Source organism: Limosilactobacillus ingluviei str. Autruche 4 (assembly GCF_000312405.1).
In the GTDB taxonomy this organism is placed as follows: Bacteria; Bacillota; Bacilli; order Lactobacillales; family Lactobacillaceae; genus Limosilactobacillus; species Limosilactobacillus ingluviei.
Genome location: NZ_HE997173.1, coordinates 543788 through 568354 on the forward strand (window position 1 = coordinate 543788; position 24567 = coordinate 568354).

Sequence of the window (24567 nt, forward strand, 5' to 3'; positions counted from 1 at the left end):
TTGTCAAGCTACGTGTTGGATGCCTTAGCGCTAAAGGCCACTGTCGACCACGACCTGGCCTACTATGACCGGGAAGTGACCCAAGACTACTTGCACGCTGTTGAGTTTACTCCGCTGGCCCAAATTGATGCTCCCGGGCTGATCGTCGCGTTGCAAACGCTACAGCAGCGGCGGCGGCAGGTCAAAGACCTCAGTTTGTTGTTAAACGCGTTTGATACCGCCTTTGACGCCAATCGTTTTTGGCAGGCGCTCAACGTCAGCGCGACCGGCATTAAATATCAAGTCCGTTCGGCCCAGGCTGCTGCGGCCCTGCCTACCCTGTGTCAGCTGCCGATTACGCCCGAAACCGATTAAAGCAAAAAATGGGAACTACCCCCAACGGGCGGTTCCCATTTTATTTACTAATGCTAGTGCCGGCAATGGCCTGCCTGACAGGGGCAAAGGTGCTTCGCATGGTAAGCCAAGCTGCAGACGTTGATCACCAACGAACCCAGGGCCACGACTAAGCCTAATTGGTGTAAATGTTTATTAGTCATCACTTTTTCCTCCTCAAGAAAACGCTTTTATTAACTTGAGGATACCACATTTTCAGCTCCAATGCCGCGAAATCGGTCCGCCCTATCACGAGGACCGTTACCCCCAGGCCAAGCGAAGGCCCAGGTCAACCGCCGTTAAAATGGTGGCCACGCCAAAAGCTCTCAGCGTCCACCAGTAGTAAACCTTAACGGCCGGGCCCGTCCGTTGCACGAGCCAGTAGACCACCAGCAATACCCCGTTCTCAAATAGAAAGCCGGCAACGGACCCGAAGCTCGCTCCGGTCATCCCCTGGCGGGCCAAGGTCGCCCCCAGCCCCACCGCGTTCATGACCAACATGCTGATGACACACCCGGTGACAAATTTAGGACCAATTTTTAACATCGTCCGCTTCCTTTCTGCTTAACGCTGACGCTTACCCCAGTACTGGAAGAGGTCGGTCCGCAGCGCCCCGTTGTATAGCTTGCGTCGCTTGGTGGCTGGGGCCCCGTAGTAAGTTTCAAATTCCAAATCGGCGGTCAAGATATACTTAGACCAGGTTGGCATCGCCCGGTAGAGCTGCCCCATCTGCCGGTACAATTCCCGGACGCTGGCCAAATCGCTCAGCCGTTCCCCGTACGGTGGGTTGGCGACCAAAACCCCGTTCAGCTTGTCGGTGTGCCAATCCTTAACCGCCAATTGCTTAAAGGTGATGGCTTGTGATAAGCCGGCCGCCCGTGCATTGGCTTTGGCAATTTCAATCATTTGCCCATCAATATCATAGCCGGTAATGTCTAATTCAACATCATAATCGGCGGCATCCAGCGCCGCATCGCGCAGGTCATCGCTTAAGCCGGCCGGAACCAGGTTGACCCACCGTTCGGCCGCAAACTCGCGGTTAAGCCCCGGGGCAATATTGTAGCCAATCAGCGCCGCTTCAATCGGAATCGTCCCCGACCCACACACCGGATCGACAAAGGGGTTGTCCGGGAACCAGTGGGCCAAGCTGACCAGGGCCGCAGCCAGATTTTCCTTCAGGGGGGCGCCCCCCTTGGCCTGACGGTAGCCGCGCTTGAAGAGGCTGCTGCCCGAGGTATCCAGGGTCAATAAGACATGATCCTTAGCAATCGCCACCTCCAGCGGGTAGGTCGCCCCGGTTTCCGGCAAGAGGGTCCGCCGGTGATAAACCTGACTGAGCCGTTCGACAATCGCCTTTTTTACCATTGCTTGGACCGTCGGCACGTGGTGCAGTTGGGAGTGGTGACTCTTACCTTCCACCGGGAAATTGGCGTCTAGGGGCAAGAGGTCTTCCCAGGCTAAGGCCTTGGTTTGTTCAAACAATTCATCGAAATTCCGGGCATCAAATTCTCCCACTACGATCTTCACCCGATCGGCGATCCGCAGCCACAGGTTGGTCCGCAAGACGTCGCTCATCGTCCCTTCAAAGCGGACCCGGCCGTTTTCGACTTGGGTCTGATAACCCAGTTCCCGTAATTCCTTGCCCACCAAGGCTTCCACACCCGCCGCGGCGGTCGCAATCAATTGATACTTCTGCACATTTTTACCTCTCAATCGTCCGGTTATCCCGGACTGTAATCACCTACTATCTTACCACATCCCCAGCCGTGGGTTGACCTGAAGCAACAACTCGTTGGTACAAGCGGGTCGTCACCGCATAGACGCTCAGGTAGATGACCAGCAACAAGACCGCTACACCGACCGCAATTTTCAGCTCCAACCACCCGTCATACATACTAAAGAGCTTCAAGATATTGCGGATCCCCGGAAAGGCCACCGCCAAATTCAGCAGAGCCCCGCCCACGGGCAGCAAGAAGACGGCCAGCACCTGAGTCCGAATGGCGGCCGCCGTTTCCAGCGGCGTCAAGCCCACCGCTTGCATCGTCACAAACCGGCGGCGATCAGCCATGCCCTCGGTGAACTGCTTAAAGTAGATCACAATCGCCGTTGTAACTAGCATCGCCAAACTGATCAAAAAGCCGACAAAAATCGTGCCCCCGGTGAGGCCATTCAAAAAGGTCTTGATCGTCTGGCGCATTGACAAGTAGCTGTTGTCAGCCATTGGTAAGGCCGCCGTCACGCTTTGTTCAAAGGCCAACTTTTTGGTGGTTGGTAAGGTCCGTTGGTAGTCAAAGGCCTGCACCCTGAGCTGGGGCAGTTGGGCCGGCAATTGGTTAACCACCAAGTAGATCGGCGGAAAAATCGAGTGGGTCGGGTCGATGCCCCACTTAAAATGCGCCAGCCGGTGTAAGTGGTAGGTCACCTCCCCCACCTTCAATTTGCTGGGCACCGCCTGCCCCGGGGAATAGACGAGGGCTTGATTGGCCGCTAACTGCACGGGATGGTGGGTCAGGCGTTGATAGGTCTGACGGCTAATCAAAATCAGCGTAGCCGTATTGGAGGCCGCCCCACCCAGTTGGGTCGAAAACTTCGCCCCGGTGATTTTGCCATACTGGGGCACCGTAATCGAATAGTCTGCTACCCGCCGGACGGCAACCCCTTGACGGTCGGCCAATCGCACGACCGTTTGGTGAGCTTGGGTGCGTTGCTTGAGCGGGGTCACGACTTGGATGGCCGCCGGGTTCCACAAGCGTTGAATCCGGCTCCGCCCGACGTAAAGGCTCAGCGAACCAAACAACAGGACCATCACGGCGGAACACAGCAGGCAGATCGTGGCTAAGCCGGCCCCGTTGGCCCGCATCCGCGTCAATAAGCCAGAAATGGCGATCATCCCGCGTGGACTTTCGTAGTAGCACCGGGGCCACTTTTGCAACTGGCGCAAAATCAAAATGCTGCCGGCCATAAAGACCAAGTAAGTCCCAATCACGACCAGCAACGTCGCGCCCATAAATTGTACCAGGGCGGCCATTGATGGTTTGACACTGATCGCCTGCCAGTAAGCCAGCCCTAAGCAAAGCAGCCCCAGGCTACCACTGAGCCACGGCTTTTTAGCCGCCGGCGCCTTTTCCAACTGGCCGGTCGTAAATAAAGCTTGCGGACTGACCTGCTGCAGCCGCCAGAGGTTAACCACAATTAAGCCCACTAGGCCAAGTGCCAGCACGACCGCGGTCGAAGCCGTCCCCCGGGCCGACCAAAACGCCAAGTGAATCGCCGTCCCGTCAATCAGCCGCAATAAGACCTGCCCAGCCAGCCGCGTGAAAATCGTCCCGGTGCAGACCCCCACCAGCCCGGCCGTGGCCAGAAAGCTAAACCGATCCAAGCTCATCAACCCGCCCAACTGCCAGTGCGTCATCCCCAGCATCCGATACAAGCCAAAGGCCCGGCTCTGCGCCTTGGCCAAGAAATTATCCGCGTAACCTAAAAAGCCCAGCGTAATAGCCACGATGAAGACGACCCCAATCTGCAACAGGGCATTGGTCAAGCTGCTAAAGCCAAAATGACGCAGGCTGGGATCACTCGCCAGGGCAAACAACAAGTAGTTAAGGCCCACGAGGACGACCGTCGCCAACCAGGCCGGCCAGTAAATCCGCCGGTGGGCTTGCCAGAGGCTGGCCAATAATTTAATCATCATTTGCCACGCCCCCCTTGCTTAAGGTCAGCATCGCGTTATTGATTTGACTTTGCATCGCCGCACTGGACTGCTCCTTGCGAAACAGCTCGTGGTAAATCCGCCCGTCCTTAACAAAGAGGACCCGTTGGGCATAGCTGGCAGCCACCGCACTGTGGGTAACCATCAAAATGGTTTGCCCCTGGGCATTGACCTGATTAAAAATCGCCAAAATCTGCTGGCTGGTATTAGAATCAAGGGCGCCGGTCGGCTCATCGGCCAACAACAACGCTGGTTGCGTAATCAAGGCCCGGGCAATCGCGACCCGTTGCTTTTGGCCCCCAGAAATTTCCTGGGGATAGCGATCCAGCAGTTCCTGCAGGCCCAGTTGTTCCGCTAAGGGCGCCAGGCGGGCTTGCATGGTCGCTAATGGCGTCCGTTTTAAAACCAGCGGTAAGAAAATATTGTCGCGGTTGGTCAAACTATCCAATAAATTAAAACTTTGAAAGACAAAGCCCAGGTGATCACGCCGAAACTTCGCGGCTTGCTCCGCACTCAGCTGGGCTAAGTCCTGATTTTGCAAGCGGAGCTGACCGGCCGTGGCTTGATCCAGGGTCGCCAATAAATTTAAGAGGGTCGATTTGCCGGCCCCCGATTCGCCCATAATCGCCACAAACTCCCCTGCATCAACCGTAAATGAAACGTCACGCAGCGCATGGACCGGATGGGCGGTATTGGCCCCAAAGGTCCGGGCCACGTGTTCAAGCGTCAATAAAGTCATTTCAAGTTCCTCCTTGTTCGACGTCACGCGCCGTCGTTTTCTTCATTATAAAAGGGCTGGGACCCCCTGCCTACTTACAGGTGGGTCACAACCCTTACAGTTTGGTAAGTTTGACGTGCGCGGCGGGAAAATGAACCTCCGCTCTGATGCCGTGGGGCTGGCTATTGACCAGGGTCAGCGTCAGGTTGATCTTGGTGGCCGCTTGTTGGGCCAAATACAGGCCCATCCCCGTGGCGCGGGTAGTTTGGTGCCCATTTTGACCGGTAAAGCCGGCTTCAAAGACGCGGGGCAAATCACTGGGCGCCACCCCGGGGCCCTGGTCAATAATTTGCAGGGTCGAAGCTTGCCAAGCAAAGGTGACCACCCGGCCCGGCGGGGAGTATTTAACCGCATTGGTCACCAATTGGGTCACGATAAAGGTCAACCACTTGCGGTCACTTAAGACCTTGACGTTTCCAATGGCAAACTGCGGCCGTAATTGCTGGGCAATCATCAGCGGGGCCAAACTTTGGACGACGGTTTGGCACAGGGCGGTCAAATCAAGCCATTCAAAGGCGAAATCGTTGGTCAAAAACTGCAGGCGCTCCGCGTTCAACAAGAGGTCTAAATTACGGTTGGCTTGGTAGAGGACCGGCTTCAGGGGGGCGGAAGCAACCGTTGGCTGTGCCGTCAGCCCTTCCAAGGCCATTAAGGCGTTTTTAATCTCGTGGGCAAAACGGTCCACATAATCGAGTTCTTGCCGCTGGCGGGCTTGTAGTTGCAACAGCTGGTGGCGATGATCTCGCTTGGCTTGGGCCAAGCGCCGAGTCAGCTCGGTTTCCACCAGCGTGCGGGGAATTAAGTTAGTCTGTTTGAGCCGCTGCTTCGTATGCCAAAGCCGCCAGGCCACCCAGCCCAGCACCGGCCACAGCGAATTCCAGACCAAATCCGCAAATAAGGTCCCCGGCAAACGGTAGACATACCACAGCAGCGCCAGTAACCCCAGCAAAAGCCAGTAACCAATCGTCAAGCGCGCGGCTTCCTTACACCACTTACGCATCGCCTGTCACCACCCGGTAGCCCAGCCCGCGCTCCGTCCGTAAGGCAGTCGCTAAGTCTAATTGCGCTAATTTTCGGCGCAGCCGCGAAATATTCACGTTTAAGGTGTTTTCGTCTAAGTATTCCCCGCCCTGCCACAAGAGCTCCAATAGCTCCTGTTTGGTCACCGTCTGATTAGGCTTCGCCAATAAAAGTTTTAACAAGGCTGCCTGGGTGGGGGAGAGCTTCACAACCTGCGTAGCTTGGCGCAATTCATTAGTCAGGGGATTTAAAGTTGCCGCCCCCAGGCGGTATTGCGGACTGGCCTGTTGGCGGCGGCGCAAGAGGGCCTGGATCTTGGCCACCAGCACGGTCATCGAAAAGGGCTTCATTAGGTAATCATCGGCCCCGGCCGCGACCGCGTGCATTACGTTATCATCGATTGCCGCGGCGGAGATCACGATGATCGGCACCGCGCTGGTTTGACGAATCGTTTGGATCCAATAGAAACCATCAAAGCTGGGTAAGGTAATGTCACACAGCACCAAGGCGACCGTTTCATCCACCCTTTGGGCGACGTGCTGCCAGTCTTGGACGGTGGCGACTTGATATTGCCACTTTTGCAGCGTGGCAGTCATGGTCGCAATAATTTGTGGATCATCTTCAATTATCAGAATCTTGGTCATTGCCTTCCCCCACTTTCTTTCGAAATGTAAGAAAAAAGCCCGGTCGAAACCGGGCTGCCTAATTGCAGATTTCTGTAGGCCATGTTTTGTCGAAGTCTAGGTTCAGGCCAACCTAGACCGTGGTAATCATCTATCTCAGCAGTTAATAACTGCTCCCCTGGAATCGCTTCAATTCGCTATCCAAAGCTCCCCGACCGTAGTTTGGGTTTACCGCTTGAGGGGTTTACCGCGTTCCACCAAGTTGGTTTCCCAACTTGCTTCGTCACTGTGGCACTTTTCAGGAATACTCGGACCTAGCCAAAAGCCTTAGCCGTTTTTTCCGCCGTCACCGATTGCTCGGTGCCCCGCCTTATTTTTTCAGCGAGCACAAACACTACGGGCATCGCAGCCCGTGCGAGCATGGACCTTCCTAACGCAACTGAGGCTGCGCTCGATTACCCAAAACCTGCAAAAAATTCAATTGTCAACTAACGAACTACAGCAGATGGGAATCCCCATCGTCTCCTAATTGGGAACCAAAGACCCGCCGTTCCAAATTGGACAGCCGCTTTAGGATATCCATATTGGTCGTTGACGAAACAACCGGCTGACTGGCTGGCGACGCCGCGCCAATCGAAGAACCAATTTCCAATTGACGGTTCAATTCGTCAACCTTGGCTTTCAAGCGTTCGTTTTCGTCTTGTAAGCGGGCTACTTCTTTGTTGTAGGTGTCATAATCCTTAATAACATCATCCAAGAAGCCATCAACGTCATCAACATCGTAGCCCTTCCCAATACTCTTTTCCTTAAATTGCTTATGCAAAATATCTTGGGGAGTAAACTTAATGTTATCCATTTCAACACCTCATTTACTGTACTTATTCGTCAATACGAAAATAATTGTACCAGAAATCCGATTAAATACAAGGGCCCAGTTAAAAAAATTAACTTTTCTTGGGAACTTACCATTCCCCGCGCCGTTCTCGTTCTTCTTCAGCCAAGGCTTCCCCGGCTTCGCGCAGGTCATCAAAATCAACTAATTCCATTTGATAAGTCCCCGCCGCAACGGCGCGTTGGCCCGCTTGGTAATCATAGTAGCTTTTGGCGTGCCGTTCGCTTTGCTCATCTTGGTCCGGGTCAAAGACCAAGAGCAATTGATCGGAATGGGCCAGCATAAAGGCCTGGTAATCCCGCAATTGCTGTGGACCCTGGTAAGGCTGCTGGCTGAGCGTGCCCAGGTAATCAACCTGGCTTTGCATCTGTTGCAAGGCCGCTTGCCGGGCCGGCTGCCAATTTTGCCCGACCCCCACAAAGGGCTGCACCATCCCCAACTGCAAGGTCGGATAGTCAGCCTTTAAAGTCAGGCCCACCTCGAGCGCCCAGCGTTCCACCCCGGCTTGGGGTCCGGTAATCAGCCAGGTCGGCTCCATTTGCTGATTTAACCAGGCCCCAATGCGCTCTTGCAAGACCCGTTTAATCACTTTAATTTCTGGCGCTGCCGGATCAAACAACCCCAATTCATAATCGCGATACCCACTTACCCATAATCGTTGCATAAATTTTCCTCGTGTAACCGTTCCGTAACTGTAACTAATTGCCAGCCTAATGATATAATATACCAAGTAGCGAAGGGAGGCCACCACATGACCATTCATTATCCAAACGGCCAGGGGCCCCAGCGCCCCGCCCAAAGCCGGCCGCAACCCGCCGTCAACTTTGCCGACCGGGGAATGTCACTGGAAGCCGAAATCAACGCCAGCAACGCTTATTACCTGGCCACCAACCAAGCGGTGATCCACAAAAAGCCGACCCCAATTCAATTGGTGAAGGTCGACTATCCCAAACGCAGCGCGGCCGTAGTCCGCGAAGCTTACTTTCGCCGGCCGTCAACCACGGATTACAATGGGATCTACCAAGGGTATTATATCGATTTTGATGCCAAGGAAACGAAAAACGTGACCTCGTTTCCCCTCAAGAATTTTCACCAGCATCAAATCGATCACTTGGCGGCCTGTCTTAAGCAAGGCGGAATTTGTTTTGCCCTGATCAAGTTTACCCGCTTAACAGCGTATTACCTCCTGCCAGCCAGTCATTTAATTACCGCCTGGCAAAAACAAGCCCAGGGCGGCAAGCATTCGATCCCCCTCGCCACACTGAAACAAGTTGGGATCCCGGTGCAATTAGGCCTGCATCCCCGCTTGCAATATTTATCGGCCGTCGATCAACTGATCGCGCGGCAAAAAGGAGTCAACCATGAATAATGATGGAACTACCACCACTTCCCGGCGCAACCGGCCGCGAAGTGGTGGTCAAGGCAAAGGCCCACTGATCAAAAAGATCATCGGCTGGACGCTGAGCATCTGTTTATTGATTTTTGTCGCACTGGCCGCCCTCTTTTTCTTTTGGGCTTCCAGTGCCCCGACGATCAGCGAAAGCGCCTTAAAGAGTCAGTCGACAACGACCATTTATGACGACAGCGATAAGGTGATTTCCCGCTTGGGAGCACAAAAGCGGGAATACGCTTCGCAAAGCGAAATCCCCGCAACGCTGAAGAACGCCGTTGTCGCCATCGAAGACCGGCGCTTCTACAAGCACCACGGGATTGATCCAGTCCGGATCGGGGGGTCGGCGATCGCCGATATTTTCCACCGCAGCAACGGAATGCAAGGGGGGAGTACCCTGACCCAACAACTGGTCAAACTGACGGTCTTCTCCACGTCGGCCAAGGATCAAACCTTAAAGCGTAAAGCCCAAGAAGCCTGGTTGGCTTTAAATGTAGAACGGCACTTCTCCAAACAAGATATTTTAAAGTTCTACATTAATAAGGTTTACATGGGCAATGGGGTCTACGGAATGAAGACCGCCGCGCAATACTACTACGGCAAGGATCTCGATGAATTAGACCTGGCCCAATTAGCAACACTGGCTGGGATTCCACAATCGCCGACCTATTACAACCCGGCCGTCGACGACACCAAGTACGCGACCCAGCGGCGTAATCAAGTGCTCGACGCGATGGTGCGCAGCAAGTATATTTCCGCCGCCCAGGCCAAAAGCGCCAAAGCCGAAAATATTACCAGTGGCCTGGATGAAGACCACGGTAATACCAGCGAAAACACCACTGGGGTGAAGGAAAAGATCGTTGATGCTTACGTCAAAGAAGTCCTGGCCCAACTCCAAGCCCAAGGCTACAACGTTAACACCGACGGGCTCAAGGTCCACACCAACCTCGACTTGGCCGCCCAAGAAGAACTCTATAACGCCGCCAACAGTGGTGTCGCCTTCCAAAATGACAGCATGCAGACCGGGGTCGCCGTTACCGATCCCCACAATGGGCAAGTGGTCGCTATGCTAGGCGGGCGCAAGATTGACGATAACGTCATCTACGGCTTAAACCGCGCCGTCCAATCCAACCGGAGTTCCGGTTCGACGGCCAAGCCAATCATGGATTATGGTCCGGCGATCGAATACCTCCACTGGCCAACTTACAAGGTCTTAAGTGACACCAAGTTCTACTGGCCGGGCACCAGTAAAGCCCTGCGCGACTGGGACAACAAGTACAAGGGCACGATGACCATGCGCTCCGCCCTCGTGCAATCCCGGAACGTTCCGGCCATCCGCGCTCTGCAAGACGTGGGCCTTTCCCGGGCGACGACCTTCTTGAAAGGCCTGGGGATTACCCCAGGGAAGAATGGCTTTAACCTCCAAAACGGGATCGGCCTCTACGTCTCCCCACTGCAAATGTCGGCTGCCTATGCTGCCTTTGCTAACGGTGGGACCTACTACAAGCCGTACTACATCAGTTCAATTACGACCCAAGACGGGAAGACGATCACCTTTGATAAGCACGGTAAACGGGCAATGACCAAGGCCACGGCCTACATGATTACCGACATGCTCAAAGGGGTCTTTACCGACAGTAACGGGACTGCCACCGACGCGAACTTAAGTGGGGTCCACCAAGCCGGGAAGACCGGGACCGATGAACCAATGTACGGGACGTCCGGGGTCATGGACTCCTGGATGGTTGGTTACACCAAGAACTACTCCGTGGCCGTGTGGACCGGCTTTGATAATCCGAAGTACGCCGTGGCAGAAGGCTACGAAAAATCGGCCCACCTCTTGTACAAGGCGATCATGAGCTTCTTAGACGGGCAAAACCACGCCAGCGACTGGACGATGCCAGATACGGTGGAAGCCATCTCTTACAGCGGACACCGGGAATTGGTCATTCGCGATTCCAAGTGGGCCTTTGGCTTTACGGAAATGAGCTCGACCAGCCATTCATCCAGTGCCAGCAGCTTACTGCGTTCCAGCTCAGCCAGCAGCGAAAAGGAAAGTACGGACAGTGCCTCCAGCAGCAGTCAAAGCAGCTCGGCTTCATCGGCATCTTCTGCGTCCGCCAGCGCACCGTCAACGCCGGCGCCAAACAATAACCAAACGCAAAACAGCACGGCAACCAATACCAGCAATGGTGGCGTTGCCCCGGCTGGCCAATAATCCGTAAGTAAAAAGAGTGATAACCGCACCACGTGGTTATCACTCTTTTCTTATCCCAATAATTAAGCTAGCGCCCTTCGTCGACCGCCTTTAAGTGTCGGTAACGGGCGTTGGTTTGGGCTAGTTCGCGCGGCGTACCATCCATGGCTAATTGCCCATCTTCCAAGAAGATGACCCGATCCATCGCTTCAATACCTTGTAAGTGGTGGGTAATCCAGATCAACGTTTTATCTTGCAAGGCGGTGAAGAAGGTATTCATGACCGCGCGCTCGGTCACCGGGTCCAAGCCGACGGTCGGTTCATCCAGCAACACAATTGGCGTCTTCGCCAAGAGAATCCGGGCCAGGGCCAACCGGTGCCGCTCCCCACCAGAAAAACGCAAACCGGCCGAATCGACCATCGTCGCCAACCCGTGGGGCAACCGTTCGATCGTCGCCTTTAAACCGACCTGTTCTAAGACCGCCCAAACGTCAGCCTCACTCGCGTTTTCGTTCCCGATCCGCAAGTTGTTTAGGACGGTGGTATTAAACAGGTAGGGGGCTTGATTGATCACGCCAATAAAGTCCGCAATCTGATCGCCTAATTCACTAGGCGCCACCCCCGCTAAAGTCAACTGACCGGCCGTTGGCACCCGGTCGCCCCGCAATAAACTGGCTAGCGTACTCTTTCCCGAACCGCTTTTCCCCAGAATTGCCACTTTTTGCCCCGCGGGCAACTGGAGATCCACACCTTTGAGAACTTCCTTGGTGGTCGCCGGGTAGGTATAGTGAACGTCAGTCAATTGAAAATCCAAGGGGGCCGTCAACTGCGGCGCTGAGGTCGGCGAGGTCGTTACCGGCGGCAAGGCATTCAACCGCTTGAGCGAGTCCACATAAACATTGGTTTCTTGCGCGGCAGCCGGCAACCCGGCCAGGGCATCTTCCAGCGGGAAAATGGCCAGCACAAAGGCGGCAATCCAATTGGCTGGCCCCCCGAATTGGCCGCCAAAGCGACTGGCCCCCCACCCCAGCAACGCCAAGGCGATCAGCAGAATCATTACTTGCAACAAGAAATCACGGCAGCGCTCAAACTTGCGCAACGCCGCTTGGGTCGCGTACAGTTCGTGTTCACTGGCCAGGTGCTGGTCGACGTACTCCTGGTTGCGTTGGGCAAATACCCAGTCGACAATCCCCATCACGTTATCCGTTAAATCCGTGTACAACGCGTTTTTAACTTGTTTTTCGTATTCTTGTCGGGCCCCGTTGACCACCACCGACCACAGGGGAAGAGCAAAAATGATCAGCCCAAAGAGGACTAACATCACGACCCCCATTACCGGCGACAAAATCCCCAGGCTCACCACGATAATCGCATACAGCCCCCAAGCCACAAAATTCGGAAAGATCGTCCGCAAATAGAGGTTTTGGATGTGGGCCACGTCTTCTGACAAGAGCCCTAAAATATCCCCTAATCGGTATTTGCTGTTAAAAAAGACGGCATCTTGTTCGAGGGAATCGTACATTTTTTTACGAAATTCCGAGGTCATCTTAAAGACCCAGTTGTGGCTCGTGAGCCGTTCCGCATAGCGCATCACCGGCCGAAAAATCCCAAAGCCCCGGGTTAAAACGATGGGAACGTACACCAACAGGATATTTTCGGGGCGGGTCGCTGATTTAGAAATCAAAAACCCCGAGGTAAACATCAGCCCACCGGCACACACGAAGGTTAAAATCCCCAGCGTAATCGCTAAGACCAGGGTCCGCTTGTAGTGACGCAGGAAGGGCTTGACCCAGTGGTCGGTCTTTAACATTTTTAATAACGGAAACTTATTGCGCATCTTTTTCCTCCTTGGCTTGCATCTGCTTAACTAAGCGCTGAAAAGCCCCGGCCTGAGCTTGGAGTTGTTGGTAGGTCCCTTGTTCAACCAAGTGCCCATCTTCCATCACCAAAATGTAGTCCATTTGCTTCATCCAGTGCAAGCGGTGGGTGGCAAACAGCACCAAGTGGTCCGCCATCAGGGGTAACATTTTCTCCTTTAGCTCCAGTTCCGTCTCCAAGTCTAGGTGCGCGGTTGGTTCGTCAAAAATCATGACCCGCCGGTTCGGGTCCAAAAAGGCCCGCGCCAGGGCAATCCGCTGGGCCTGCCCCCCGGACAGCGCCCGTTTGCCGGCCCCAATTTGGGTTTCCAGACCGGCTGGCAATTCGGCTACCAAGTCATCCAACCCGACCACGTGGACGGCTTCTTGGACCTCAGCTTCGGTCGCCGTCGGGTGGTAGAAGGCAATATTTTCCCGCAAGCTGGCCGAAAAAATATACGGATTTTGCGGTAAGTAGGTCAACTGCTTTTGCCAGGCCGCGGCATGCAAAGTGGTTGCCGTTTGCCCTTGGAGGGTAATCTCCCCCGCTGCCGGCGTCAAGAAACCACTCAACAAGTTGATCAAAGTCGTCTTCCCCGAGCCGCTCATCCCGATGATCCCGACCTTTTGGTACCCGCGGAAGCGAAAACTGAGCGGGGCCAAACCAGCCTTGCCTTCCCCATAACTAAAACTTAGGTCCTTAACCTGCAGTTCATCGGTGGGCCGCCAAGGCGTCAGCGTCAACGGAGCTTGCGGTGCGGGTGGTTCGTTAATCAAGGTCATCACCTTGTGGAAGGCGTTTTTGCCGTTCAACGTTGCATGATAGTCGTTAGCAAAGTTGCGAATCGGCAAAAAGTATTCTGGGGCCAAGACTAAAATCACCAGGGCCGGATAAAGGGTCATCTGCCCATTGATCAGGCGTAGCCCTAACGTAACCGCCAAAATCGCAATCGAAAGCGTCGTAAAAAAATCGAGGGCAAAAGTCGACGTCATGGCAATCCGCAAAGTTGCCATGGTGGACTTGCGAAAATCTTCACTGGAGCGGTAGACACTCTTGGAGTAAGCCTTGCTTAAACCAAAGTATTTCAACGTGTCAATCCCGCGCAAGGAGTCAATAAAGTGATTTGATAAGCGCTGGAATGTCGCAAATTGGCGATCAGCTTGCGCCTGGGCGGCATAGCCCAGCACAATCATAAACAAAATAATCAACGGGTAAACCAGGACCATAATCAACCCGGAGAGCCAATCTAAGTAAAAGGCCACTCCCAGAATCAACACCGGCACTACCATCATATTAACCATTTTATTCAGCACCAGCTTAAAGTAATCTTCCACCTGGCTGATCCCGTCCAAGGTCAACGTTACCATGTTCCCGGTCCCTTCCCGTTGTACCAAGGCGGGGCCGAAGGTAAAGGTTTGGGCCAACAATTGGGAACGCAGGCGTTGGGCATTCGCCCGAGCAAACCGATCTAAGATCCCACTGATCAGCCAATTCTCGCCGTGCCGGCCCAGAAATGACAAAATAAACAGGGCAACCCACGGCATTTGGCGCGCCAGACTTTCGCCTTGCCATAAGCCCACCAAAACTGCCGAGAGCGTTAAGGTCTGACCAATGATAAGAAAAGCTTGTAGGACGTGCAGTCCCACAAGCTTTCCCAGCATTGACCGGACCCCGTTAATTGTAAATAGGAGTCGATCAACCATTTTTTAGTATCCCTCCAGTGGCTTGACCGTTGGCATTTCAATCCGCTTCCGGAACAGCCAGTAAGCCCACGCCGTGTAAGCCAAAACAAATGGCAAGAGGCAAATCGTGGCAATCGTCATCACCGTCAAGGTGTAGGACGTCGAAGAAGCATTTTGAATCAACAGACTGTACTTAGCACTCAGAGAAGAGATCATGACCCGCGGGAACATCCCCACAAAGATCATCGCCACGAGCGACACCATCGTCAACCCGCTAGCAATGAAGGCCAGCATTTCCTTCCCCTTGAAAACGGCCACGTGCGCCAAGACCGCAAAGACCACGATCAAGACAACCGTTATGGCCGTCCCCAGTGGGTGCACGCTAAAGAAGTCGGTCTTAAAGATCAACAGTAAGGCAAAGACCACTAAGCCAACGTACAGCACATAGTACAGGGCTTCCGCCACGTTGCGGGCCACTTCCCGCACCTGGCCGACGGTCTTCAAGGCCACGTAGTTCAACCCGTGCAGGTAAGTCAGTAAGGTCAAGGCAACCCCACCGACGACGGAGAACCAATTAAAGTAATCAAAGAAGGTGGCATGCATGTTGCCATTGGCATCAATTGGCATCCCTTCAATCATCGAGATGAACATGACCCCTAAGAAGAAGGGAACCCAAGCGCTGGCAATTGCCAACAACGTGGTCCAAACCCGCTTGGTCTTGGCATTCCCCTTTGCACGGAATTCAAAGGAGACCCCCCGAATAATCAAACCGCACAAAATCGCCAATAAAATCAAGTAGTAACCACTAAATAACGTTGCGTACCAGTATGGGAAGGAGGCAAACATGGCCCCACCGGCCGTAATCAGCCAAACTTCATTGGCATCCCAAACCGGTCCAATTGAATGAATAATTTGATCTTGTTCCGCTTCGTTCGAGGCAATTGTCTTAGCGGCCATCCCCACCCCGTAGTCAAAACCGTCGAGGAAGAAGAAGCCGGCAAACAAGACCCCGATCAAAAGGAACCATAAAAATTGAAATGCACTCATTTAAAAGGCCCCCTTATCAAATGGATCCATGAACTTTTCTAACAATTGTGGATTTTCGATGTTAGCTGGGTCCTTGTGGAGTTCCTTAATGACCAAGCCGATCATCACAATCGCTAAGGCCGTGAAGAGTACGAAGTAAACAATGTTCGACGTCAACAAGGAAGCGACCGAAACGGTTGGCGAAACGGATTGCTTAATCGTAAACAGGCCGTAAACCGTCCATGGGTAACGCCCAAATTCAGTGACAAACCAACCAACCGTGTTCCCAATGAATGGCAAGAAGGTCGTCAGGGCCACGACCCACAGCATCCACTTGTGTTCATACAAGGTTTCCTTCCCCTTGCGCGTCAAGAAGAGGGCAACAATTGAGACCAAGGCGACCCACATGCCGACGCCGACCATGATCCGGAAGCTCCAGAACAAGGTATTAACCGGCGGGTAGTAGTTCATCTTTTCGCCAGCAATGTACTTGCCGTACTTCTTGGTTAAATCCTTATTAACTTCGTCCATCCCGGTCAGAGAACCAGAGAACTTGTTGTAAGACATAAAGCTCAACATCCCAGGGATTTCAATGCTCCCCTTAAGTTCATGGTTCTTTTGATCGGCGACCCCGACCAAGGCTAAACCAGCCGGATCCTTGGTGTTCTTGTAAATCGCTTCAGTCGCGGCAAACTTCATTGGTTGTTCCTTGATCAGGTATTGCATTTGGGCGTGACCGACGGCAATCGTCAGCACGGCAAAAATCAAGGAAACCCACATCCCAAACCGCATGGAAGTCTTGTAGATGTGCTTGGTTTCATCAGAAACGGGTTGCTTCTTGGCCCGCAAAAGTTGGAAGCCCGTCAACCCGGCAACGATGACCCCACCCATCATCAAGGCGGCCCCAATGACGTGACCGTATTCAAAGAAGAGTTGTGGGTTCTTCAGCAAAGCAAAGAAGTCGGTCATTTCAGCCCGGCCATCCTTAATCGTGTAGCCCACTGGGTTTTGCATAAAGGAGTTGGCGGTCAAAATCCACAGGGCCGAAATCATCGAACCAATACTGGTCATCCAAATAAACAGGGCATGCACCCCTGGCTTAACCTTGTTCCACGTAAACGTCCACAACCCGATAAAGGTTGATTCCATAAAGAAGGCCAACAAAGCTTCAAAGGCTAATGGAGCCCCGAAAATGTCCCCCATGAAACGTGAATAATCCGACCAGTTCATCCCGAATTGGAATTCTTGGATCAACCCAGTCACAACACCAACCGCGAAGCTCAACAGGAAAATGTTCCCCCAGTAGCGGGCCATTTTCTTGTAGACTTCATTTTTAGTGCGCACGTAAATGGTTTCCATAATCGCAATGGCAAAAGCCGTCCCGATTGAAAACGGTACGAAGAAGAAGTGGTAAACCGTTGTCATTGCAAATTGGAACCGTGCCAAACTAACAATGTCCACTATTATCCCCCCTATATAAATTATCGACTAATAAGTCCAAAAATAATAGCGTATAGGGTGTTCCCTATATTTCATTCCTTAGTTTACTCTTAAAAAGTTAGTATTTCAATAAAAGATTAAAGAATGATAAATTATCTTTTGGTTCAGAAACCGCTTACATATTATAAGAAGTGATCCGGTGTCACCTAAAATAAACCGCTTTTATTGGGACGCAATTTTCAACTTTGTGAGCTAAATAACAACATTTTTCGCAGTTTTTTGCGTTTTTTTTCCGGTTTTTTGTTTTTCACCAACCGATTTCCTTGTTATAATTAAACCATCAATAATTATCCATCAGTTAAAAGCGCAATTTTTTATTTTCGCTTTTAATTCGATAAGCAATTATCTTCATTCTATTTTTGAGGGGGAATTTTTTATGAAGCAAGTCGTTGTCCTGGGGGCTGGTTATGCCGGCTTAAAGACCGTTCATGAACTGCAAAAGAAGGCCGATGGCAGCTTTAAGATCACGTTGGTCAACAAAAACAGCTACCACTACGAAGCAACCGATCTGCACGAAGTCGCGGCGGGGACGGAACCGAAGGAAAAGATTACCTACGATGTGGCTGACATCGTCGATCCAAAGGTTACGACCTTTATCCAAGATGAAGTCGTGGCCTTTGACCCGGCTGCTAAGACGGTTGACTTAAAGAACCACGACCAATTGTCTTATGACTACTTAGTGGTAGCCTTAGGCTTTATTTCCGAAACCTTCGGCATCAAGGGCGCCGAAGAAAACGCCCTGCCAATGACGACGGTTGACGAAGCCGAAGCCATCCACGCCCACTTACTGAAGGTAATGGATGAATACAAGCAAAACCCTGATCCAGATGCCTTAAACATCATTATTGCCGGGGCCGGCTTTACCGGGATCGAACTGGCGGGGGCCTTAGCCGATGGCCGCAAGGAATACGCTGAACACGCTGGGGTCAACCCATCTGACATCAAGATTTCCATGTTGGATGCCGGCACCCGGCTGTTGCCAATGTTCAGCGATGAATTGGCAGAATACGGGGTCAACCTGGTTAAGAGCTTAGGCGTCGACATCATTACCGATGCCCGGGTGCAAGAAGTGGCACCGGGCAAGACAATTTACGTCTTCGGCAAGGATGAAGAACAAACACCACACGAACTGACGGCCAAGACCATCATTTGGACGACCGGGGTTTCTGGGAGCCCATTAGTCGACGCCGCTGGCTTAAAGGCACGGCGGAGCCGGGTCATTCCAACCGAACACTTAACCGATGCGGACCACGACGATCTTTACATCATTGGTGACGTAGCAGCGGTGATGCCACCGGATGGCCAGCGTCCTTACCCAACGACAGCCCAAATTGCCTTAGCAATGGGTAAGTACACGGCTGCCGACCTGGCCAACGTCTTGAAGACGGGCAGTCACTTAAGCGAAGGCTTTGTCTACAAGTCCTTAGGGACCGTCGCTTCCGTCGGCAACACCCGGGCCTTTGGGGTGGCAATGGGCCGCGAAACCAAGGGTTACCTGGCTTCAGCTACCAAGAAGATGATCGCCAACGAATCCCTGTACCGGATTGGGGGCTTAAAGGAAGTCTTCAAGAAGGGTCGCTTCGACCTTTACCACTAAAATTTCCCGCCGCTGGTAGTCTCAAGTCTGCCGATAGCAAAAAAGGATCCGCATTTGTAGTGCGGATCCTTTTTATGTTGGCTAAGTTATTCAGCTGGTAACGTCGCATACGCCATCCGTTTAATCATTGACGCTTGGGCCGGATACATCGCCGTTAATTCTTGCGCCGTCAACAACTCAAAGTCCCGGTAGTCAAAGCCCGGGGCCACCATGCAACTGACCAGAGCAAACCCCCGGTGAACTTCCGCCCCAAAGATCGTCCCTGCCGGCACCCGGGCTTGAAATTCTTGTCCCGCCGCCAAATCTGACCCCAAATGCAAGGCCTCATAGCTGCCATCGGGCATTAAGCAATGCACCGTCAAGGGCTGGCCGGCGTGAAAGTACCATAATTCATCATGCAAGAGCCGGTGCAAATGAGACGGTGAACTTTCGTCCAGTAAAAAATAAATCGAAGTATAGTCAAACCGTTGGGCTTGACTCGCAGGGTCCAAGCGCTGAGTGGCCGCATGAAAGACCTGCCGGTACCAACCACCCTCCGCGTGGGGCTGAAGATTCAATTGTTGAATGTAGTCGGCTTTTGTTAACATCTTAAATCACGTTCCTTTCACTTCTTTGCGTAACTCTAGAGCCAATTTTCGAACGCAATGCCTAACGCAAAGGTCACCACTTGCACCAGCGACCCCACCAGCAAAATCCGAATCGCCGCCGGAAAGGTTTCCTTTTTCACCTGCCGGGCCAGCAAGATCCGGGTTTGCTTGATGACAAACGGGATCAACAGCCAGGTGAATAACGTTGCCCAAGGCGTAAAACCCCAGCCAACGGCCAAGCCAAGCGCCACAAAGGCCAAGCCATTTTTAACCGCAAAGGCCCTCAAAGCCCATTTTTTACCAATAAAGTGCACGATCGTAATCCGGCGGTTATCCTCATCTTCTTGCTGATCACAAATGTTATTGGCGAGCAACAAATTTGAAATCCAGAGTTCATCTGGCAAAGCCACTACGAAAATCACCAATAAGCTAAAGGGATCCCACACAAAATGCTGGTAGGCATTGAGATAGACACTGATCAAGGTGATCATAAAACCCATGGTAAAACCGGAGAAAAATTCGCCGACCGGCAGCCCCGACAACGGAAACGGCCCAGACGAGTAGGCAATGCCCACCGCAAAGCAAAAGACCCCCATTGCCAAGAGCGGCCAACCGACCTGGCTGACCAAATACAACCCCAGCAGGGCCGCCACTAGCACAAAGCTGACCAGCAGCCAAAAAACCAAGCGGGGATTAAGCTTTTCGCGACCAATAATATTGGTATTTTGCTGGTAATCTGCGGTATCAACCGCGTGGGTATAATCGTGATAATTATCCAACATATCGACGGCCATATTAAACAGCAACATGGCCACAAAAAAGAGCACCATCAAGCTCCAATTCACACTGTGAAAATAGTAATAGCTCAAGCACAAGCCCAAGAGTGCGGGCAGTACACTGGCCGTTTTGGCCTTAATCTCAACTAATTCCAAAAAAACTTTAACTGACAATTCAACCCCTCTTTTCCATTATGATCTTACACTAATTTTGATCGCAAAAAAAGAAGCTGGGAAAATTCATTTTTCCGCAGCTTCTGGCTTACTATGTTTAACCATTACTGGGCCTTGCGCCGGCCGTTTTGTAAGATATAAATGGCAATCAAGACCAACACGATCCCGAGGACTTCAAAGAAATTGATAGCCAAGTGAAAGAAGATAACACTTAAAATCGTGGTCATGATTGGCTGCAAGGCATCCATGATACTAACGACATCCGACGGGGCCAGGCGACTGGCATATAGCAACATCCCAAACGGCAGAATCGTCCCGAAGAAAATCACCGTCGCCACCGACGAAACCAACGTCGGGGTCAGCGGCGGCACACCGACCCAAAACGGGTGTAAGAGATTAAAGAAAAGCCCGGCAATCATCGTCCCCCAGCCCAAGACGACCAAGGGGGGATTAGTGGCACTGGCTTTTTGGGGCAAGACCACATAAAAGGCGGCGGTAATCCCGGAGCCTAACCCCCACAGTAAGGACACCAACGGCACGGCCAAGTGGGTCAAATCACCGCGGGTGATACAAAGCAACACTCCTACCAAGGCCACTAAAAAGGCCAGCAAGTCACTGCGCAAGGGGCGATTCCGATAGAAGAAAATCCCCCCTAAGACAATGAATAACGGTGACAAGTACTGTAAGATCGTCGCCGTCGATGCATTCCCGGTTTGAATCGAGTAGTAGAAGGTAATCAGATTCGCGGCCAGCCCAAATAACCCATAGGTCACAACCGACAGCAAGGCCGCCTTTGTCTTAAAAACATTGAAAATCTGACCACGGTAAATTACCGCACTCAATAGCAACAAGATGACCCCCGTCACCGTCGTCCGGGTCGAGAACATCCAGGGGCCCGGCACCGCTAAGTCTTGCGAAATCAGCTGCAAAACCGTCCCGGAAATCCCCCAACTCAAGGAGGCAAACCCAGCCCAGGTCATCCCCTTAATTACTTGGTTATTATTCATCACTAACCCTCCGTTTTCAGCAATACAAATATCTTACCATTATCGGATCAGCTGATACCAATAATTAAACCAAAAGCAGCCAGAGGAAAGTTTCCCCTGGCTTTTGCTTAAGAAAATTAATTTTGCTGGAATAAACCCTTAACCCAGTTAACTAAACGTTGGAACCAATTCGATGCCTGGTTGGCCGCTTGCTTTCCTGAGTCACTATTTAGCCAGTTTTTCGCCTTATTCATCAAATCCCCGGTTGAATTCTTCACGTTGTTGATCGTGTTGGTCACGTTGGTTACGTAAGTCTTAGAAGAAGCAATCGGTGAATTCTGGAAGTTCACTAGCGAGCCGGCAATCTGACTTTGTTGGTTGGCCGTGGTTTGATCAGCCACCCCGCGTTTTTCTAGCGCCTGCTTTAAAATCACTTCAATTTGCACTTTGGTCAGGTTGTTTCCCTTTTGCTTTTCTTGCGCCACTTGCTTGGAAGTATCCCCGACGGCGGCCATCAATTTTCCGGCATAAGCTTGGTCATCACTGTTGGCATCAATCGCCGCTTGCGTCGCTGTTAACACGGAATTAGCCGCCGCAGTATTTTGGGTATCCAATTGGTGCCCATCGGCCGCAAAGGCCTTATAAACCCCGGTTAAAGCTGATTCCCCTGAAACCGCCCGGTTCGCGGTAACAGTAATCGTAATATCCGTTACACCGGCCATCTGGGCCACCATCGCGTATTGTTGGGCCGTAACTTTGGTAATGTTGCTTTGCCCGTTATACTTTTTCACGTTTACCTTGACCCCGGAGCCGGGATCCGTCGGGGCAATTGCCACCGAAGAAATCATCGACGCATCCGTCGCGGGTGCCCCGTGGCTGATATAAGTTGCGTAGTCCTGCCCCGTCGCCGTTAATTTCGTAAAGGACGAATCAACATCCATCACATCATTCAGGTTGGCATACACGCTTTGGGGCGCCCCTGCCCCATAAACCACATAGGCCTGATTTAAAGACGCCGTTTGTTGGCTTGATCCCGTTTGCGCAGCTTGGACCGGCGTTGGTAAAACCAAGGCCTGACTGACCGGCCCGGCCGCCGTAGCCACAATCGCCGCTGTCAAAACGATGGCTAAGGTCCGTTTGGTATTCTTCATCGTTATCACCCTCACCTAATTTATCATCAGTTTGTTATTCATTTTAGCATGCCCGCGTTCCTTCCACCTTGCTTTTACGGAACTTGAGGTAAATTTAAGCTTTCGGCTCGCGCGGTTGATCGGCCAACTTGAAAATCGGAATATGGGGCGTCGGTGCCGACGACTCCGCCGCACTGGGCGCGGCCTTTTGTTCGGCAAACCGGCGCAGATCCGCTTCGATTGCCGCCACCGTGGTTAACTTCCGATGACGCCAGTTCATTAAAATCCGATCCATGTAACGAAAACTAAACTTCCCATTGAGGACCGTTTCGCGCAAGGCCAATTCGATAATCGCCGGCTCGTAATGATCCTTGGTCAGCCAATCGTTCACCAGGTTGATCTCCATCGGACTCAATAAACGGCCAAAACCACTCTCCAATTGCTTAAAGAGACGCTCTTTGGCATCCTGGGGGGCTGACTGCTCCGGTGTTGCGTTGAAGTGGTCTGGTTGCTCTAAGTACTGTAACAACCGAGCGTGAAGGGGACTGAAGTCATACACTTCCGCTTCTTGGCCCGCCGCATTTTTTTGCAACCGTTGGGCCAAAAAATGGTGACTGACCAATTCATGAATCAATTCATAAACTTGACTGGTTTCCGTCCCTAAGTGCGTCGCAATTTGTTTAATATTGGGCAACTGGCCCATATCCAGGTAACTCTTTAACTCCAGATAAACCATCAGTTCACTGGTGCTCATCCCCAAGTCATGGTAGTGGTGCAAGAGGAGGTTGCTGACCGTCGTTTGGCCAGCTTGCAAGTATTTTGATAAGACATCAACCATTGTTCTTTCCTCTCTAAGGGGGCCATCCCCCATCGCCGCGTCAACAAACCGGGGTCGGAAACGCTGCTTGTTTTCCGACCCCGGTGATTAAAAAATTCGATTGGTGAGTTTAAATTGAAATTACGGGTATAAACGGTTCAGCATCCGTGGGAACGGGATCGTCGTCCGCAAGTGATCCTGCAAGGTAATCCAACTCAAGAACCGTTCTAACCCTAAACCAAAGCCTGAGTGTGGCACTGACCCATACTTGCGCAAGTCTAAGTACCAAGCATAATCCTTTGGATCTAACCCAGCATCCTTAACGGCTTGCAATAAGGTGTCGTAGTCGGTCTCCCGTTCGGAGCCCCCAATAATTTCCCCGTAACCTTCTGGGGCCAACAAGTCGGCACAAACGTACACGTCATCCCGGGTTGGGTGTCCCTTCATGTAGAACGGCTTGATCGACTTCGGGTAGTTTAAAATAAAGACGGGCTTGGAGAAGTGATCCGCTAAGAAGGTTTCTTCTGGCGAACCAAAGTCGTCCCCCCATTGAACATCCAGCCCACCTTTTTGCAACAATTCAATTGCTTCATCGTAGCTGATCCGTGGGTATGGCGTTTGGGTAAATGGCTTCAAGGTTTCTGGATCCCGCCCCAAGACTTCCAGTTCGTGGCTGCAATCGTCAATCACTTTTTGCACCAAGTAGGCCACGTATTCTTCTTGAATTTCCAAGCTTTCTTCTTGGTGCATAAAGGCCATTTCTGGTTCAATCATCCAAAATTCAATCAGGTGCCGCCGCGTCTTGGACTTTTCAGCCCGGAAAACCGGCCCGAAGGAGTAAACCTTGTTTAAGGCCAAGGCACCAGCTTCTTCATACAATTGACCAGATTGGGACAAGTAAGCATCTTGTTCAAAGTATTTGGTGTGGAACAGATCCGTCGTGCCTTCCGGGGCATTCCCGGTCAGGATCGGGGGATCAATCTTGGTAAAGCCATGGTCACCAAAGTATTCGTAATTAGCCCGGATCACCCGGTCGCGAATCTTCATCATCGCTTGGGGCTTTGAAGAACGCAACCACAGGTGGCGGTTATCTAACAGGAAGTCAATCCCGTGTTCCTTGTTGCCAATCGGATAGTCTTCACTGGCATCGATCACTTCGATGTCTTCAATTTGAATTTCGTACCCAAACTTGGAACGGGTATCTTCATGAATTTCCCCGATCACCCAGAAACTGGCTTCTTGGCGCAATTCGTGCTTGGCCAATTCAAAAACTTCTGGGGTGACCTTATTCTTTAACAAGACCCCTTGGAAAAAGGCCGTCCCATCCCGCAATTGCAAGAAGGCAATCTTCCCGCTGGATCGCTTATCCGTTAACCAAACCCCAATCTTCACCCGTTCGTTAACGTGGTGTGGGGCATCAATAATGTTAATTGTTTGCACTCCTGATTCCTCCA

23 protein-coding genes and 1 other RNA gene are annotated in these 24567 nt (G+C 52.2%); 4 read left to right on the forward strand and 20 right to left on the reverse strand.

The genetic code is table 11. From position 1 onward, the window contains the following. On the forward strand, window positions 1-354 hold the full coding sequence (locus BN54_RS02670) for a hypothetical protein (RefSeq protein ID WP_040469703.1): 354 nt from the start codon (window positions 1-3) through the stop codon (window positions 352-354). A 53-nt stretch (window positions 355-407) separates the two neighbouring features. On the opposite strand, the gene BN54_RS10455 is transcribed toward BN54_RS02670, so the two are convergent. The 10 genes from BN54_RS10455 to BN54_RS02710 all read right to left on the reverse strand — a co-directional run bounded on the left by BN54_RS10455 (window position 408) and on the right by BN54_RS02710 (window position 8058). Beyond that, window positions 408-536: a hypothetical protein gene (locus BN54_RS10455; protein ID WP_019205595.1), complete on the reverse strand. Its 129-nt coding sequence runs from the start codon at window positions 534-536 to the stop codon at window positions 408-410. Window positions 537-633: 97 nt separating this feature from the next. After that, window positions 634-918, reverse strand: a complete 285-nt coding sequence (locus BN54_RS02675; RefSeq protein WP_019205596.1) for a hypothetical protein — start codon at window positions 916-918, stop codon at window positions 634-636. 18 nt (window positions 919-936) lie between these two features. Then, window positions 937-2070 (reverse strand): THUMP domain-containing class I SAM-dependent RNA methyltransferase, encoded by a 1134-nt coding sequence (locus BN54_RS02680; RefSeq protein WP_019205597.1) that lies wholly within the window; start codon window positions 2068-2070, stop codon window positions 937-939. 46 nt (window positions 2071-2116) lie between these two features. Next, window positions 2117-4063, reverse strand: a complete 1947-nt coding sequence (locus tag BN54_RS02685; protein ID WP_019205598.1) for a hypothetical protein — start codon at window positions 4061-4063, stop codon at window positions 2117-2119. Next, the gene (locus BN54_RS02690; RefSeq protein ID WP_019205599.1) at window positions 4053-4820 is read right to left on the reverse strand and encodes an ABC transporter ATP-binding protein; all 768 of its coding nucleotides are present in this window, start codon (window positions 4818-4820) and stop codon (window positions 4053-4055) included. Before BN54_RS02690 ends, BN54_RS02685 begins: the two co-directional genes overlap by 11 nt. A gap of 94 nt (window positions 4821-4914) precedes the next feature. Next, a complete protein-coding gene (locus tag BN54_RS02695) occupies window positions 4915-5859 on the reverse strand; it encodes a sensor histidine kinase (protein ID WP_019205600.1) in 945 nt (314 codons plus the stop codon). Next, window positions 5852-6523: a response regulator transcription factor gene (locus tag BN54_RS02700; protein WP_019205601.1), complete on the reverse strand. Its 672-nt coding sequence runs from the start codon at window positions 6521-6523 to the stop codon at window positions 5852-5854. Before BN54_RS02700 ends, BN54_RS02695 begins: the two co-directional genes overlap by 8 nt. A gap of 70 nt (window positions 6524-6593) precedes the next feature. Continuing rightward, an RNA gene (rnpB, locus tag BN54_RS09995) (RNase P RNA component class B) lies at window positions 6594-6969 on the reverse strand. A gap of 29 nt (window positions 6970-6998) precedes the next feature. After that, on the reverse strand, window positions 6999-7358 hold the full coding sequence (gene gpsB / locus BN54_RS02705) for a cell division regulator GpsB (RefSeq protein WP_019205603.1): 360 nt from the start codon (window positions 7356-7358) through the stop codon (window positions 6999-7001). 106 nt (window positions 7359-7464) lie between these two features. After that, a complete protein-coding gene (locus tag BN54_RS02710) occupies window positions 7465-8058 on the reverse strand; it encodes an SLOG family protein (RefSeq protein ID WP_019205604.1) in 594 nt (197 codons plus the stop codon). An 87-nt stretch (window positions 8059-8145) separates the two neighbouring features. Here BN54_RS02710 and recU point away from each other — a divergent pair, with 87 nt between their 5' ends. Together recU and BN54_RS02720 are read left to right on the forward strand one after the other, a co-directional pair. Next, entirely contained in the window at window positions 8146-8763 is a 618-nt protein-coding gene (recU, locus tag BN54_RS02715) for a Holliday junction resolvase RecU (protein WP_019205605.1), read from the forward strand. Next, window positions 8756-11002: a PBP1A family penicillin-binding protein gene (locus tag BN54_RS02720; protein WP_019205606.1), complete on the forward strand. Its 2247-nt coding sequence runs from the start codon at window positions 8756-8758 to the stop codon at window positions 11000-11002. The genes recU and BN54_RS02720 overlap by 8 nt, the downstream gene beginning before the upstream one ends. Before the next feature lie 67 nt (window positions 11003-11069). Here BN54_RS02720 and cydC read toward each other — a convergent pair whose 3' ends face one another. Genes cydC through BN54_RS02740 form a run of 4 tightly spaced genes read right to left on the reverse strand, consistent with a single transcriptional unit; the run spans window position 11070 to window position 17007 of the window. Then, window positions 11070-12818, reverse strand: a complete 1749-nt coding sequence (gene cydC / locus BN54_RS02725; RefSeq protein ID WP_019205607.1) for a thiol reductant ABC exporter subunit CydC — start codon at window positions 12816-12818, stop codon at window positions 11070-11072. After that, entirely contained in the window at window positions 12808-14541 is a 1734-nt protein-coding gene (gene cydD / locus BN54_RS02730) for a thiol reductant ABC exporter subunit CydD (RefSeq protein WP_019205608.1), read from the reverse strand. The genes cydC and cydD overlap by 11 nt, the downstream gene beginning before the upstream one ends. 3 nt (window positions 14542-14544) lie before the next feature. Next, window positions 14545-15567 (reverse strand): cytochrome d ubiquinol oxidase subunit II, encoded by a 1023-nt coding sequence (cydB, locus tag BN54_RS02735; RefSeq protein WP_019205609.1) that lies wholly within the window; start codon window positions 15565-15567, stop codon window positions 14545-14547. Beyond that, window positions 15568-17007 carry a cytochrome ubiquinol oxidase subunit I gene (locus tag BN54_RS02740; RefSeq protein WP_019205610.1) on the reverse strand — a complete coding sequence of 480 codons (1440 nt, stop codon included), beginning with the start codon at window positions 17005-17007 and terminating at the stop codon, window positions 15568-15570. Between the two features lie 415 nt (window positions 17008-17422). On the opposite strand from BN54_RS02740, the gene BN54_RS02745 reads away from it, so the two are divergent. Continuing rightward, on the forward strand, window positions 17423-18643 hold the full coding sequence (locus BN54_RS02745; RefSeq protein ID WP_019205611.1) for an NAD(P)/FAD-dependent oxidoreductase: 1221 nt from the start codon (window positions 17423-17425) through the stop codon (window positions 18641-18643). Between the two features lie 86 nt (window positions 18644-18729). Here the strand turns inward: BN54_RS02745 and BN54_RS02750 are convergent, their stop codons facing one another. The 6 genes from BN54_RS02750 to asnS all read right to left on the reverse strand — a co-directional run bounded on the left by BN54_RS02750 (window position 18730) and on the right by asnS (window position 24553). Next, window positions 18730-19230: a cupin domain-containing protein gene (locus tag BN54_RS02750; protein ID WP_019205612.1), complete on the reverse strand. Its 501-nt coding sequence runs from the start codon at window positions 19228-19230 to the stop codon at window positions 18730-18732. Between the two features lie 35 nt (window positions 19231-19265). Then, window positions 19266-20180: a prenyltransferase gene (locus BN54_RS02755; RefSeq protein ID WP_019205613.1), complete on the reverse strand. Its 915-nt coding sequence runs from the start codon at window positions 20178-20180 to the stop codon at window positions 19266-19268. Between the two features lie 104 nt (window positions 20181-20284). Next, window positions 20285-21187 carry a DMT family transporter gene (locus tag BN54_RS02760; protein WP_019205614.1) on the reverse strand — a complete coding sequence of 301 codons (903 nt, stop codon included), beginning with the start codon at window positions 21185-21187 and terminating at the stop codon, window positions 20285-20287. A gap of 116 nt (window positions 21188-21303) precedes the next feature. Further along, window positions 21304-22317, reverse strand: a complete 1014-nt coding sequence (locus BN54_RS02765; protein WP_019205615.1) for a DUF1002 domain-containing protein — start codon at window positions 22315-22317, stop codon at window positions 21304-21306. 94 nt (window positions 22318-22411) lie between these two features. Then, window positions 22412-23134 carry a DnaD domain-containing protein gene (locus BN54_RS02770; RefSeq protein WP_019205616.1) on the reverse strand — a complete coding sequence of 241 codons (723 nt, stop codon included), beginning with the start codon at window positions 23132-23134 and terminating at the stop codon, window positions 22412-22414. Between the two features lie 120 nt (window positions 23135-23254). Next, window positions 23255-24553, reverse strand: a complete 1299-nt coding sequence (gene asnS, locus BN54_RS02775) for an asparagine--tRNA ligase (RefSeq protein WP_019205617.1) — start codon at window positions 24551-24553, stop codon at window positions 23255-23257. Between the last annotated feature and the right edge of the window lie 14 nt (window positions 24554-24567).